The sequence below is a fragment of the Sediminibacillus terrae genome, assembly GCF_009602435.1.
GTDB lineage: Bacteria > Bacillota > Bacilli > Bacillales > Amphibacillaceae > Sediminibacillus > Sediminibacillus terrae.
This window is the reverse complement of record NZ_VZDQ01000001.1, coordinates 66,137-81,457: the sequence shown is the minus strand read 5'-3', so window position 1 is coordinate 81,457 and position 15,321 is coordinate 66,137. Positions and strand designations below refer to the sequence as shown.

Below are 15,321 nucleotides of genomic sequence, written 5' to 3'. Positions count from 1 at the left end.
ATCCGTCTCTGCAAATTGTTTCTCTATCTGGCTACCTGAAGTGTTCAATATCAGACATCGAGATTCTTGACGTATTGGGCATTGTCCTGGATGAAATTCCGTCTCGGTTCGACCTTGTCCCCCATTAATACATCAAAAATCTGATCGGCATCCATTGCATCTTCCAAGCCTACTTGAAGCAATGTTCTACTGTCTGGATCCATGGTCGTTTCCCATAGCTGGGTCGCGTTCATTTCACCCAACCCTTTATAACGCTGCAATCCAGGTTTCGGGGCCTTTGGAATTTCGCTGAGGATACGCTCCATTTCTTTATCGTTGTAAGCATAATATGCAGCTTTACCTTGCTGGATTTTATATAAAGGCGGCTGGGCAATATAAACATATCCATTTTCAATCAACGGACGCATATAACGATAAAAGAACGTCAATAATAACGTACGGATATGGGCACCGTCGACATCTGCATCTGTCATGATCACGATTTTGTGATAACGCGCTTTGGAAATGTCGAAGTCTTCGCCGATTCCCGTTCCAAGTGCTGTTATGATCGTACGGATTTCGTTATTGGATAAGATTTTATCCAGACGCGCTTTTTCTACGTTGAGGATCTTTCCCCTTAAAGGCAGGATTGCCTGGAAATGACGATCTCTTCCCTGTTTTGCAGACCCTCCGGCAGAGTCCCCCTCTACGATATATAATTCGCTGATGGAGGCATCCTTAGAAGAGCAGTCGGCCAGCTTTCCGGGCAGATTGGAAATTTCCAACGCCCCTTTGCGTCTGGTCAGCTCTCTCGCTTTTTTGGCTGCTATTCTGGCTCGTGAAGCCATCAACCCCTTCTCGACAATCGCCTTTGCTGAATCAGGGTTTTCAAACAAAAACTTAGAGAACATTTCGCTGAAGGCCTGGTCGGTGATCGCCCTTGCCTCGCCATTGCCCAATTTTGTTTTCGTCTGCCCTTCAAATTGAGGGTCGGGGTGCTTGATGGAAATGATGGCAGTCAGACCTTCCCTGACGTCATCTCCCGATAAATTCGGATCATTTTCTTTGAACATGCTGTTTTTACGGGCATAGTCGTTGATCACCCGTGTCAGACCAGTTTTGAACCCGGACTCGTGGGTTCCGCCCTCATAGGTGTGGATATTATTGGCATAGGAATAAATATTGCTGGCAAAGCCGTCGTTGTATTGCAATGCCACTTCCACTGTTATTTCTTCTTCTTCTTTTTCCGCAAAGAAAGGTTCGTGCAATACTTCTCTGGATCTATTCAAATGCTCTACATATGATTTTATTCCGCCTTCATAGAAAAAGGTTTCCGGTTCACTGTCCTCGCGCTTGTCCTGGATGGTGATGGTAAGCCCTTTGTTCAAAAAGGCCAATTCACGAAGGCGCTGAGCCAGCGTATCATAGTTATATCTGACAGTATCGAAAATTTCCGGATCGGGTTTGAAATGGGTGCGGGTACCAGTTGTTTCCGTTTCCCCGATAACTTCCAAGTCGCCATTCGGTACGCCGCGACGGAAACTTTGATGGTGGATTTTACCGTCCCGGTGCACATACACATTCAATTCCGTCGACAAGGCATTTACGACCGATGCCCCTACACCATGGAGACCGCCCGATACCTTATAACCGCCCCCGCCGAATTTTCCTCCGGCATGCAACACGGTCATGATTACTTCGACTGCCGGACGACCCGTTTTTTCCTGAATCCCGACTGGAATTCCGCGTCCATTATCCGTCACTGTAATACTGTTATCCTTCTCAATGAAGACTTGGATGGTATCACAGTAACCGGCAAGAGCCTCGTCGATACTGTTATCGACGATTTCCCACACCAAGTGGTGCAAGCCGCGTTCATTCGTGGATCCAATGTACATGCCAGGTCTTTTCCTGACAGCCTCTAAACCTTCCAACACCTGAATTTGGCTTTCGTCATACGTTTGCTCATTTACTATATTATCTGCCAACTCTTTCACCTACACTTCTCAAGGGTTTGATCCTTTGGGTTCTATTCTTCAAAAGACTCCGAATAGTCTTCTAATTTACTAATCGTCGAAATCATGCTCGCACGCTTTTTCAATGTCAATACGGACAAGGGACTGTAATAAATATGATTTGTTGTGATGACTATTGATTTCGTCCCTTCCTCCGAGGGGTCCAGCACGTTTTTGTTTTTGCGCTGATTGAAAAGCATCTGCTCATTGATCGTAGAGGAAGCTACTAGCTGATGATCGATAATAGCGACCACTTCCTCTGAACGAATGACGTTATCATCTCCAATATGAATAAACAACGTTTTCCCCCATTTCTACGTGACGAGTTTTCCATTTTCTATGTGGAATAGTTCTGCCTTTTCCAGTGTTTCGTGTTTTATGCCGTCCACACTGGTGGTCGATACAAATGTTTGTACTTTTCCCTGTATCGTGTTCAGCAAGTGAGATTGTCGGTAATCGTCCAGTTCGCTAAGCACATCATCAAGCAGCAGGATAGGATACTCACCGACTTCATTGTAAATCAGCTCTATTTCAGCCAGCTTCAACGAAAGAGCGGTGGTGCGCTGCTGCCCCTGTGATCCATATGTCTGCACATCTTTGCCATTGACAAGAAACAGCAGATCGTCGCGGTGGGGTCCGACAAGCGTCGTCCCTCTATCGATTTCCTTGTTCTCCACTTCCGCAAAACGCTGCTGGTACATACTTGTTATTTTTTCCCTATTACTGTCTTCTGATACCTCAATCGTGCCCTGGTAGTTAATTTCGAGTCGTTCAATCCCGCGGCTGATTCCCTGGTGAATGGGATCCGCCCACTTCCTTAACAATTCCAGGAAGGTAAATCGTTTTTCTATGATAAAGGCAGCATGCTCAATCAGCTGCTCTGTCAATACTTGGAGCATCGTCCGGTCGGCCTGCTGTTTTCTTTGTAAACCTTTCAACAAATGATTCCGTTGTTTGACGATTTTTTGGTATTGAACTAGATGATAGATATAGGTGGGCTGAATTTGTCCGATTTCCATATCGATAAAGCGCCTGCGGACCTGTGGACTGCCTTTTACCAGGTTCAAGTCTTCAGGTGCGAACATGACTACATTCATCGCTCCGATATAGTCACTCAAGCGCCGCTGCTCAAGATGATTCAGTTTGGCTTTCTTGCCTTTGGAAGAGATGATGATTTCCAGGGGGAAGCTTCTGTTTCTTTTTGAGACATTCCCCTCTATTTTAGCATATTCTTTCTCCCATTGGACAAGTTCTTTGTCTCTCGGCGTCCGGTGTGATTTCGCGAAGGCAAGTACATAGATAGCCTCCATCAAATTCGTTTTGCCTTGGGCATTTTCGCCGATTATGACGTTGATTTTATCATCAAAGGTTAATTGCATTTGCTCATAATTCCGGTAATTCTTAAGGGCTAGTTGGTTAATATGCATCCGAATTCCCTTTCTTTTCCTGGTTCATGAGGAAAAACCGTCACTTTTGCTTAGCCACAGTAAAAGAACCAACTTCCTCTATTTCAACCGTATCGCCGGGATATAGTTTTCTACCCCTGCGATTTTCCGGCTCGCCGTTCACCAAAACGTGATACTCGGCCAGAAACAATTTTACCATACCGCCGGTTTCCAAAATATTGGCCAGTTTCAAAAACTGACCTAGTTGGATATACGCAGTATTGATTTCAATTTCTTCGTTCATGTTATCACCTGACTTTTATGCCTTCTTTTTATTTTACTAAACATTTCGGAATATGAAAAGCGCCATCCAAAAGCTAGAGCGTTGTCAGTTAGTATTCCTTCTCCTTGCAGAGCATATCCTGCCAAAAAACTGTTATAAAAGGGAAAACTCTTGCCAGGACACTCCGGCAAGAGTTTAAAAAGTTTGTTTTCCCAACGTTTAGTAAGTTCTTACAGGCAAAATCAATTGCAGAATCTGGTCATCGTCGATCGGCCGGATGATGAATGGCCGCATAGCACCGGTGAACTCGATTCTTACCTGCTCATTGTCGACTGCTTTTAATGCATCCATCATATATTTGGCACTGAAGGAGATTTTTAACTCTTCCCCATCGATGGATTGGGCGGCAACCTCCTCTGTCACATTTCCTACCTCAGGGGAGTTACTGCTTATTTCAACTTGATTGTTTTCTTTTGTCATGAGCCGAACCACATTGTTCTTGCTTTCTTTTGCCAACAGCGAAGCACGGTCAATCGATTGAAGCAGTTCTTTAGTGGCGCTGTGGACAACTGTTTTGCTTTGTTCTGGAATCAACCGGGATGTCTCCGGATAATTTCCGTCCAACAGGCGGGAAAGGAAATACAAATGCTTCGTCCGGAATAATACTTGATTTTCCGTTACACTGATTTGAATCGAGTCCTCGCTGCCTTCCAGAATTTTATTCAATTCAATCAAACTTTTACCCGGGATGACGACACTGGAAAATTTCACTTGGGAATTGGCTTCTTCCAACGGTATTCTTCTTGACGCAAGTCGATGACTGTCCGTAGCGATAAAATTCAAGTGACCTTCTTCCACCTTCATGTTCACACCTGTCAAAATCGGACGGGTTTCCACTGTGGATACTGCGAAAACAGTTTGTTTGATCAAGTTTTTCAATAAATCTGTGGGTAACTCAAAACTGTCTTCCGTATGAAGTTGGGGCAGTTGTGGATATTCTTGCGCATCTTGCCCGTTCAAATGGAATTCCGATCCCCCAGAACGGATGGTGACTTTCAAGTGATTATCAGCTTCGATCTCCACTGTCTTTTCCGGAAGTTTACGGACGATATCCGGAAAATATTTTGCCTGCAATACAACACTGCCTTGTTCTATTTGCTCCACGTAGACAATTCCGTCTTCTTCTTTGGGAATGAAGGATTCGATTGATATATCAGAATCACTTCCCGTCAATTTAATGCCTTCTTCTCCCGCTTCTACCTTTATTCCTGTCAATATCGGGATAGTCGTTCTGGAAGATACAGCCTTCATGACATGTTGTACGCTATTCATCAATTCATCACGCTGAATTACAAATTTCATCAATAATCCTCCTAGGGGAAGTATATTATATATTTTTTTTAATAAAAAATCGTAGTAATAGTAATAGGGCATGTGATTATGTGGATAACTCAAATTCTTCCCAGGAAGTAAAGCTTATCTGGCTGTGGATAGAGTGTTAGTAAGTTTGTATGGTTATTCACGTTATTCACATGTGGAAAAAACAGAAGGACAGCCCCCGTTTCCGAAAATAAAAAGAGAAGAGTGCTGTTTACAGGGATTTTAGCTGTTCCTTTATTTCTTCGATTTCTTTTTGCAACTGGTTATCCTGGCTGATCATCTTTGAAATTTTTTCATGGGCATGGATAACCGTGGTATGATCTCGTCCGCCAAATTCTTCTCCGATTTTAGGCAAAGAATAGTCGGTCAATTCTCTTGTTAAATACATAGCAATTTGTCTAGGAAAGGCAATCGACTTTGTCCGCTTTTTAGCCGCAAAATCCTCAAGCTTGACGTTATAACGTTCTCCTACAATTTCCTGAATGCCGTCAATCGTAATGACTTTGGGCTTCGAGCTCGGAATGATGTCTTTCAGCGCCTCGGCAGCCAGTGAAGCATCGATATCCTGGTTGATCAATGAAGAATAGGCCACCACTCTGATTAATGCACCTTCCAGTTCACGGATGTTGGTGTCGATTTGATTGGCAATATAAAGCATGACTTCGTTCGGAATATCCAAACCTTCTGCCTTTGCTTTTTTACGCAAAATGGCAATTCTGGTTTCCAAGTCCGGCGGGGTAATGTCTGTGATCAACCCCCATTCAAATCGGGAACGAAGACGATCCTCCAATGTCGGGATTTCCTTCGGCGGCCGATCGCTGGAAATGACAATTTGCTTGCTTTCCTCATGCAAGGTATTAAAAGTATGGAAAAATTCTTCCTGGGTTTGTTCTTTTCCGGCCAGGAATTGAATATCATCGATTAATAGCACATCGACATTCCGGTACTTGTTCCGGAAATTCACTGCCTTGTTGTCACGAATGGAATTGATGAATTCATTCGTGAATTTTTCGGAAGACAAATAGACCACTTTGGCTGCTGGATTATGATCCAATACATAATGGCCGATCGCATGCATCAAGTGGGTTTTTCCTAATCCGACACCACCGTAGATAAATAACGGGTTGTAGGCCTTGGCCGGTGCTTCCGCCACAGCGAGGGAAGCGGCATGGGCGAAACGGTTGCCTGATCCGATTACAAAGGTATCGAAGGTGTATTTCGAATTCAGCATCGACTTCGGTGATTCCCCATTATCGTTGTTTTTGATATCAGGGACTTTCTTAACAGGCGGTTTGACGTCGTCCGGCTCGTGAACCGTTTCTGGAATAATGAACTTTGTTTTTAATTCGGCACCGGTAACTTCGAATAAAGCATCGGAAATCAAATTGGTATAACGGCTCTCCAGCCAATCCCGTGCGAATTCGTTAGGGGCCGAAATGACTAACGTATCATCGTCCAGTTGGTCTGCCTTGGTGTTTTTCAACCATGTATCATAGCTTGGTTTGCTAATTTTTTGTTCGATGGATTTCAGCGTGTTTGTCCATAACTCTTGGATGTTCTCCAACCCGTCGTCACCCCTTTCAGTAAGTTAAGAGAAATAAAAAACCTCTCGCAATCTTTCTTGGATCTATGTCGAGAGAAAGATCGAAAGGTATGAGAATTATAACGAAGTAAATGTGGATAAAAAGATACGGTCATTGCAGGGGATAGATCCGATTATCGAAGTATTCCACAATGTTGTTGATAACTTTAAAAACAAGAATGTGTGTAAATGTCCACACGCTATCCACAATCTGTGGATAAAAATAATATGCACGGTCAGTTTTCAACTGTTAAAACACAAATATAATATCAAATAAATCGGGATGGCGCAATGGTTTTTCGACAGTTATCCACAAAAACTACAGGTTGTAGACAAAAACTATCCACAGCACTATATTTTGTGATTAATTTGTCGATAACCGATGTGGAAAAAGATTTGTTCATGAAAAAAGAGTGTACAGGCTATGTGGATAACTGTCAAAGTCTGTTTTCGGATAGGGACCGAGCGGAAGGTTTTTTGTTGAGAAGGGCTGTGGTATAACAGCTTGTGATATAACAGTTAGGTTGATATTAGTAGAGTGCTCTTACTTTGATGTGGATAGAAAATGCGCAGTAACTGTAATGTTCTATTCAAAAAGCGTGCTAACCAACGCTTCGGTAGCATACTTCGCTTTCCGCGGGCACGGCCTCAGCTAACTAGGTAAAGTAAACCGCTTTACCTAATGAATCTTCAGCTCGCGCTGTTCCCGCTGGAGTCTACGCATGCTACCTACGCTAAGAAGCATGGTGTTATCGCAAACCTAGAGACTTTTTCTTTGAGTTCCAACAAGCCATCTTAAAAGCTTTTGTCAGGAAATGTGTACTTCTTTTCATAAATAGATAGTTGAAGTTCCATTTATTATCCTGTTCTTGGACTTTCTACTTGTTTTCCGGCAATCTTTTGATGATACGATGCTTGGAGTAACATGGATAAAAAATGTCTAGTACACGCATTTTTTAACAGAAAGCTGTTCCTAGCGAAGAAAATACCTGGAGACTCCTCGAAAATACAAAACAATTTTCTTCGTACGATGCATCGCTGCCGCAGCCTTCCTTGTCCTGCGGGAGGAAAGGCCTCGGTGAGATCCCGCAGAGCGCCAGCTCGAGGAAGCTCACCAGCCGCCCGCGGAAAGCGCAGGGTATTTTCGCAGCGTCGAATTCCAACTCAACAAAAGTAAGTTCAGGAAGTCGCATCCAAACTATGTCGCAGTTTATATTAAATGCGCGGGTGTTCAAACGAGAGGAAAGCGGGGGAAGGGGATCTTGAAAAATTGGCAATGGTTGGATGGCTGGATTGTCTGAAAACAAGTTGACAGATGAAACCACTATTCCGTATAATGAATGGGACTGTCTTGATTAGAAGAATTTTTTCATCCTCAGGGAGGTGTGTTATAGATGAAACGTACATTTCAACCAAATAATCGTAAACGTAAAAAAGTTCACGGCTTTCGTACACGCATGAGCACGAAAAACGGACGCAAAGTTCTAGCTCGTCGTCGCCGTAAAGGAAGAAAAGTATTATCTGCATAGGCCACTGAAGATTTTCAGTGGTCTTTTTTCCACTTTTGGCCGAAAATTCGTAGCTCTATCTATAATAGAATCAGATAAAAAAGGCTTTACCACCTGTTTTTGATATTTTTAGCCATACATAAACACGGCCTTTTACTGAATAATGATGTGGAGCACGTTTTTTCTGCCGTCTTTCCGGAAACGATAGGAGACAGGATCGGCTGCACTTCCATATAAGGGCAGCAGTTTTTATTTGCCTGCAGATTACCGATTACTTCACTGATCCTCTGAGGTCTGCACCGTGCTTACCTTCAGTTGGAGGAGATTTCACATGAAAAAAGCGTATCGTTTGAAGAAAAATGAAGAATTTCAACTTGTATTTAAAAAAGGAAAATCATTTGCCAATAGGCAGCTGGTTATTTATTATCTGGCTAAAACAGGTCAGGAGCATTACCGCATCGGTTTATCTGTCAGCAAGAAAATCGGTAATGCAGTGGTTCGCAATCGGATAAAGCGCTATCTGAGGCAGGCATTTTTGGAGTTGGACGAGCAGGTGGCGGATACCTACGATATCATCGTCATTGCTCGCAAACCTGCGAAGGACATGGACTTTCACCAGATCAAGAAAAGCTTGATGCATGTGTTGTCCAAGTCAAGACTGCTTGCCAGGTAGGTTGCTCTATTTTATATAGAACACCTGTAAAATACATGGTAGAATACAATTAGATAACTAACATCGATGATGGTAGAGAAGTAAGGAGGAAGTATATTGCGTAAAAAGGTCTTATTGCTAATGGCCTTGACACTGGTACTAGGCTTGCTTTCCGGTTGTACACAGGTAAACCAGGATATTACAGCAGACAGCGAAGGCTTTTGGAATAACTGGTTTGTATGGCCTTTGTCACAGCTGATCACCTATGTAGCGAACATGTTTAATGAAAATTACGGTCTTTCGATCGTTCTAGTTACTATTTTAATTAGATTGGTTTTACTGCCGCTGAATATCAAGCAGCTGAAAAGCTCGAAAGCGATGCAGGATATCCAGCCGGAATTGCAAAAAATCCGGGAAAAATACAGTTCGAAAGATGCCAATACGCAGCAGAAGCTGCAGCAGGAGACTATGGAATTGTTCCAGAAAAACGGCGTCAATCCGCTAGCAGGCTGTTTGCCGTTGATCGTCCAAATGCCGATTTTGATTGCCTTTTACCAGGCGATCATGAGAACGGCGGAAATCAAAGAGCATAGCTTTCTTTGGTTCCAATTAGGCGAACCGGATCCTTTCTACATCCTGCCAATCGTAGCTGCCGGAGCGACCTTCCTACAACAAAAGTTGATGATGGCAGGTACGAATACAAGTCAAAATGCGATGATGCCGCAGATGACGATGATGCTTTACATGATGCCGATCATGATTGGGGTTGTAGCTATTTTCTTCCCGTCGGCGCTGGCGTTGTACTGGGTAGTGGGTAACATCTTCATGGTAGCCCAGACAGTTTTCATCAGAAAGCCGATGATGAAGGATAAGGATGCTCAAACAGGAGGAACGAAATAGTGAGACAAGTAACTGCTACTGGACAAACAGTTGAAGATGCGGTCCAATCAGCATTGAAGCAGTTAAACACCTCGAGGGACCAAGTTGACTTGGATATTATTGATGAAGGAAAAAAAGGAATCCTGGGAATTTTCGGTTCTAAACCGGCAATTGTCAAAGTATCCGTTGCACAAAATCCGATACAAAAAACAGAAGCGTATTTAAAGGAGATAATCGCAGAATTAGGAGTATCTGTAGAAGTCGAGACGATTGTCACAGACAAACAGGTAACCTTCGATCTTTCCGGCGATAAGATTGCAATATTAATCGGCAAACGGGGACAAACGTTGAATGCGTTGCAGTATTTGGTTCAACTCGTGTTGAATCGCTACGCAGACAAGCGTTTTACCGTTGTAGTGGATGCGGAAGGATATCGGGGCCGACGTAGAGAAACGTTGATCAATCTTGCTGAAAGAATGGCAGACAAAGCGATCAATACTCATAGAGAAGTCACGCTGGAACCGATGCCTTCTTATGAAAGGAAAATCATCCATACAGCATTGCAACAACATAAAAAGGTAAACACTACTTCCGCCGGCGTGGAACCAAACCGGCACGTAGTCATCAAACCATCATACTCTTAATCCAAGTCCGGCTGTCGGAACTTTCATCGACAGCCGGATTTTTTGCTGCCTGCAGGAATAAACGCGGCGTCCTTTCTTTGCCGCTTGCTCCCTTCTATCCGCCGCCACTCCATCTTTTTCGATAATTCCGTCGTCCCGTATGAGGATGTACCGCCAATCAAGGAGAAATCTTTAAATTGTATAAGAGGAAAATCAGCCATTCTTCTAGGTATTATCCCCAATAAGTGTTAAAATAAGCTTTCGGAAAAGGCTGTGGATAGAAAACACAAGGCCAGAAGAAAATGAAATTATACACATGTGGATAACCGAATTGGAGAAAACCGCTTGTGGATATTTTCAAATGTGTCAGATTATGATATGCTAATAAGTTAGTGACTACAGCAATAATCGGTCGCTAATTGGTGATAAATTTAATGGGCACTATATATAGATGGAATTTAGAATAGTTGGAGGTGAAACGGATGGAAACAGATACGATTACCGCGATATCGACACCGATCGGGGAGGGTGCCATCGCTATCGTCCGATTGAGCGGACCGGAAGCGATAGGGATTGCGAACAAATTGTTCGATGGAAAACCACTCACTGAAGTGGAGTCCCATACGATCCATTACGGGAAAATCATCGAACCGTCTACCAACGAAGTTGCAGAAGAAGTAATGGTGACTGTCATGAAAGGACCCAAAACATTTACCAGGGAAGATGTCGTGGAGATTAACTGTCATGGTGGCTTGGTTTCGGTGAATCGCTTGCTAGAAATAGTCCTTGCCCAAGGTGCACGCCTTGCTGAACCGGGAGAGTTTACTAAACGCGCCTTCTTGAATGGCCGGATCGATTTGTCACAGGCAGAAGCGGTGATGGACTTAATCAGAGCAAAAACCGACAGAGCGATGAACGTGGCCCTCAAACAAATGGATGGTCGTCTGTCCCAGCTGATTCAAAAACTGCGCCAGGAACTGCTGGAAACGGTGGCGCATGTAGAAGTGAATATCGATTATCCTGAATATGACGATGTGGAAGAAATGTCGCATCAAATGATGATCAGCAAAACGAAAGAGGTATATCGTGAAATCGAGCGCCTGCTGGAAATTGCCAAGCAGGGCAAAATTTTACGTGAGGGCTTGTCGACTGCTATCATCGGCCGGCCGAATGTCGGTAAATCCTCGTTGATGAATGCGCTGGTCCACGAAAATAAGGCAATCGTTACCGAAATCCCCGGTACGACCAGGGATGTCATCGAGGAATATGTCAACGTACGCGGAGTTCCTTTGCGTCTGGTCGACACAGCGGGAATCCGGGAAACAGAAGATATCGTCGAGCGGATCGGGGTGGAAAAATCAAGGCAGGTTTTAAAAGAATCGGATTTGATTCTGCTTGTGCTAAACAATGGGGAAGAACTGACCCAGGAGGATCTCAATTTATTCAAAGCGGTAGAAGGTCTGGAAGTTGTCGTGATTGTAAATAAAACCGACTTGCCGCAAAAAATCGATATAGAGAAAGTAAAAGAATTGGCGAAGGATCATTCTGTGATTACGACAGCCTTGATAGAAGAAAAAGGCATCGATGATCTGGAAAAAGCAATTTCGGATACGTTCTTTGAAGGCGATTTGGATGCAGGCGATCTGACTTATGTGTCCAATGTAAGGCATATTCAGCTGCTAAAACAAGCGTTGCAAGCATTGTCCGATGCGATGGACGGCATGGAAAATCAAATGCCGATAGATTTGGTCCAGATTGATGTTACGAGGACGTGGGAGATTCTTGGAGAGATAATCGGGGATACTGTCCATGACAGCTTGATCGACCAATTGTTTTCCCAATTCTGCTTAGGTAAATAATGATAAAAGATAGCTGGTACTGACAGCTTTTTATAAAAGGAGAGACAGCAAATGACATATGATGCTGGACATTATGATGTGATCGTAGTAGGAGCCGGCCATGCGGGGTGTGAAGCTGCGATTGCTTCGGCGAGACGGGGAGCAAAGACCTTGATGCTTTCGATGAACCTGGACATGGTTGCCTTCATGCCCTGCAACCCCTCGGTCGGCGGACCTGCCAAAGGTGTAGTGGTGAGAGAAGTCGACGCCCTCGGGGGTGTAATGGGACAGGTCATCGATAAAACATATATTCAAATGCGTATGTTGAATACTGGAAAAGGCCCGGCTGTACGGGCTCTACGTGCTCAAGCGGATAAACCGCTGTATATTCAGGAAATGAAATGGATGTTGGAAAATGAGGAAAACCTGACGATGCGCCAAGGCATGGTCGAAAAAGTGATCGTCGAAGATGGCGAGTGCAAGGGAGTCGTCACCGAAACCAAGGCAGCTTATTATGCGAAATCGGTCGTTATCACGACAGGTACGTTCATGCGCGGAAGAGTGATTATCGGGGATTTATCCTATGAAAGCGGACCGAACAACCAGCGTGCCTCTGTATCTTTGTCCGAGCATTTAGAAGAACTCGGGATCGAACTGGTACGTTTCAAAACAGGAACCCCTCCAAGAGTGAACAGCCATTCGATCGATTACTCGAAAACGGAAATTCAGCCAGGGGATGAGAACCCGCAAAGCTTTTCTTATGAAACGACAGAAATCATTACCGACCAAATTCCATGCTGGTTGACTTATACGAATGAGTTCACCCATAAGGTCATCGATGATAATTTAAGTCTGTCGGCCATGTACTCAGGAATGATCAAAGGTACAGGTCCGCGCTACTGTCCGTCCATTGAGGACAAGGTCGTGCGTTTCCACGACAAACCGCGCCATCAGATTTTCCTGGAGCCGGAAGGAAGAAGCACCGAAGAAGTGTATGTCCAAGGACTGTCGACTTCCCTTCCAGAATACGTTCAAAAAGAAATGCTGCAAACCATTCCTGGTTTGGAAAATGCGGAAATCATGCGGGCCGGTTATGCCATTGAATACGATGCGGTCGTACCGACACAGTTGTGGCCGACACTGGAACTCAAAGCTGTTCCAGGATTGTTCACTGCTGGGCAAATCAATGGTACATCCGGTTATGAAGAAGCTTCCGGGCAAGGAATCATGGCTGGTATCAATGCGGCAGCCAAAGCACTTGATGTCGATTCATTGATTCTGGATCGGTCACAAGCTTATATCGGTGTCATGATCGATGATTTGGTGACAAAAGGTACAAACGAGCCTTACCGCCTGTTGACTTCCCGGGCCGAGTATCGGCTTCTGCTCCGTCATGACAACGCTGATTTGCGGTTGACGGAAATCGGCTATAAGCTAGGGACCATCAAGCAGGAGCGCTATGACCGATTCACAGAGAAAAAGCAGTTGATCGAACAGGAAAGAAAACGCCTGTCCAAAGTTATTTTAAAACCAGAAGCAGAAGTACAGGAGATTATCGAGGAAGCGGGCGGTACTGCTTTAAAAGAGGCAGTCAAAGCTGCTGATCTGTTGAAACGCCCGGAAATGAAGTACGAACTGTTGGAAAAAATAACGCCTGCAGCCATAGAATTGCCGGCTGGTGTGAAAGAACAAGTCGAAATCCAGACCAAGTATCAAGGCTATATTGACAAATCCAATCAACAAGTTGAGCGGATGAGAAAAATGGAAAACAAAAAAATACCGGAAAATATCGATTATGATGCGATCAGCGGTATAGCGACGGAAGCGAGAGAAAAACTGAAGCGCGTCAAACCATTGTCTGTCGGTCAGGCTTCCCGTATTTCCGGAGTCAATCCAGCTGACGTTTCCATCTTGCTAGTCTATATCGAGCAAGGAAATGTTTCCCGCGTTGCCAATCAATAAAATATAGGAAAAGAAAGGATTTATCGATGAATCAGGAAACCTTTCTAACAGAATTAAAAAAACATGGAATAACGCTAAACGATCGTCAAATCGATCAATTTGACACGTATTTTAAAACGCTGGTGGAATGGAATGAAAAAATGAACCTGACGGCCATTACAGACCGGGAAGAGGTATATGCAAAGCACTTTTTTGATTCCATTTCCGCCGCTTTCTACCATGACTTTACTGGCCCGCTCCACGTTTGTGATGTCGGGGCCGGCGCAGGTTTCCCGAGCCTGCCGTTAAAAATATGTTTTCCGGAATTGAAAGTGACCATCGTCGACTCGTTGAAAAAGCGGATAACTTTTTTGAACCACTTGGCAAACCAACTCGGTTTGAGCGATGTGGCATTCTATCATGACCGGGCGGAAACATTCGGGAAAAACGATAAGTTCCGCGGCCAGTATGATGTCGTAACAGCAAGGGCAGTGGCACGTATGTCGGTATTGGCAGAGTTGTGCCTCCCGCTTTGCAAAACGGGTGGTACGTTCCTTGCCATGAAGGGGCCTCAGCTGACCGAGGAAATGTCGGATGCGGGAACGGCCATTACGGTACTTGGCGGGGAACCGGTCGATACGCATACATTTGCATTACCTGGTGACAATGGCGAACGGAATATCGCCATTATTCAAAAGAAAAGAAAAACGCCGAACAAATACCCGAGGAAGCCAGGGGTTCCGAACAGAACTCCTATTTCCTGAAAAATAGGGTGCCCCTCCAAGCTTTAAGCAAAACCTCGTGATGGCTGTCTTTGCCCCACAGAGGCTTTGCTTTAGACCTCAAGGGGGAGGGCATTGTAATCAGACTCTCACAGAAATTTATAGTTTCCATTCTGTTGAAAAAAGCTGTCCCTTTGCTGTGGACAGCTTTTTTGTGTCTAAACGCTCGGTCTTTCTTCATCTTAAAAAAGTAGAGGAAACGTAATCCGGGAAAAATGATTGACTCTTAAAAAGGAGAAATATCACCTAATGAAGAATACGAAAATGTGAAGAAATTCATTGTAGTAACGTCTACCAAAATGAATTATCTCTCTCCCTCAAAAGAAAAAAGAAGGTGATATTCATTTCAACTACAACATGGATTTTCCAATTCACAGTGATTTTTTTCGCTATACTAATGCTTTGCTTTACAGTTACAGGAGGAGAGGAGTTGACCACCTATACCAGCATTATAGCCCTTGTTTTTGCATTGCT

13 protein-coding genes are annotated in these 15,321 nt (G+C 44.1%); 7 read left to right on the top strand and 6 right to left on the bottom strand.

Translation table 11 applies throughout. The annotated features are described in order from the left end of the window. Positions 1–50: 50 nt before the first annotated feature. The 6 genes from gyrB to dnaA form a co-directional block, all read right to left on the bottom strand. Entirely contained in the window at positions 51–1,967 is a 1,917-nt protein-coding gene (gyrB, locus tag F6X55_RS00365; protein WP_026568927.1) for a DNA topoisomerase (ATP-hydrolyzing) subunit B, read from the bottom strand. A 41-nt stretch (positions 1,968–2,008) separates the two neighbouring features. After that, positions 2,009–2,293, bottom strand: coding sequence for an extracellular matrix regulator RemB (gene remB / locus F6X55_RS00360; protein WP_026568926.1), 285 nt, complete (start codon positions 2,291–2,293; stop codon positions 2,009–2,011). A 15-nt stretch (positions 2,294–2,308) separates the two neighbouring features. Next, positions 2,309–3,421, bottom strand: coding sequence for a DNA replication/repair protein RecF (recF, locus tag F6X55_RS00355; protein ID WP_026568925.1), 1,113 nt, complete (start codon positions 3,419–3,421; stop codon positions 2,309–2,311). A gap of 40 nt (positions 3,422–3,461) precedes the next feature. Then, positions 3,462–3,683 carry a S4 domain-containing protein YaaA gene (gene yaaA, locus F6X55_RS00350; protein ID WP_026568924.1) on the bottom strand — a complete coding sequence of 74 codons (222 nt, stop codon included), beginning with the start codon at positions 3,681–3,683 and terminating at the stop codon, positions 3,462–3,464. Positions 3,684–3,881: 198 nt separating this feature from the next. Beyond that, a complete protein-coding gene (dnaN, locus tag F6X55_RS00345; RefSeq protein WP_153461475.1) occupies positions 3,882–5,024 on the bottom strand; it encodes a DNA polymerase III subunit beta in 1,143 nt (380 codons plus the stop codon). 229 nt (positions 5,025–5,253) lie between these two features. Beyond that, a complete protein-coding gene (gene dnaA / locus F6X55_RS00340; RefSeq protein ID WP_026772081.1) occupies positions 5,254–6,606 on the bottom strand; it encodes a chromosomal replication initiator protein DnaA in 1,353 nt (450 codons plus the stop codon). 1,412 nt (positions 6,607–8,018) lie between these two features. Between dnaA and rpmH the strand changes: the two genes are divergently transcribed. From rpmH to rsmG, 7 genes are all read left to right on the top strand, one after another. Beyond that, a complete protein-coding gene (gene rpmH / locus F6X55_RS00335; RefSeq protein WP_019377820.1) occupies positions 8,019–8,153 on the top strand; it encodes a 50S ribosomal protein L34 in 135 nt (44 codons plus the stop codon). A 310-nt stretch (positions 8,154–8,463) separates the two neighbouring features. Then, complete coding sequence (gene rnpA, locus F6X55_RS00330) at positions 8,464–8,805, top strand: ribonuclease P protein component (RefSeq protein ID WP_026568921.1); 342 nt, start codon at positions 8,464–8,466, stop codon at positions 8,803–8,805. A 96-nt stretch (positions 8,806–8,901) separates the two neighbouring features. Continuing rightward, complete coding sequence (spoIIIJ, locus tag F6X55_RS00325) at positions 8,902–9,684, top strand: YidC family membrane integrase SpoIIIJ (protein ID WP_153461473.1); 783 nt, start codon at positions 8,902–8,904, stop codon at positions 9,682–9,684. Next, entirely contained in the window at positions 9,684–10,307 is a 624-nt protein-coding gene (gene jag, locus F6X55_RS00320; protein WP_026568919.1) for an RNA-binding cell elongation regulator Jag/EloR, read from the top strand. The genes spoIIIJ and jag overlap by 1 nt, the downstream gene beginning before the upstream one ends. Positions 10,308–10,768: 461 nt before the next feature. Beyond that, on the top strand, positions 10,769–12,145 hold the full coding sequence (gene mnmE, locus F6X55_RS00315) for a tRNA uridine-5-carboxymethylaminomethyl(34) synthesis GTPase MnmE (protein ID WP_153461471.1): 1,377 nt from the start codon (positions 10,769–10,771) through the stop codon (positions 12,143–12,145). Between the two features lie 51 nt (positions 12,146–12,196). Further along, entirely contained in the window at positions 12,197–14,086 is a 1,890-nt protein-coding gene (mnmG, locus tag F6X55_RS00310) for a tRNA uridine-5-carboxymethylaminomethyl(34) synthesis enzyme MnmG (protein ID WP_153461468.1), read from the top strand. A 26-nt stretch (positions 14,087–14,112) separates the two neighbouring features. Beyond that, positions 14,113–14,829: a 16S rRNA (guanine(527)-N(7))-methyltransferase RsmG gene (rsmG, locus tag F6X55_RS00305; protein WP_153461467.1), complete on the top strand. Its 717-nt coding sequence runs from the start codon at positions 14,113–14,115 to the stop codon at positions 14,827–14,829. Positions 14,830–15,321: the final 492 nt, after the last annotated feature.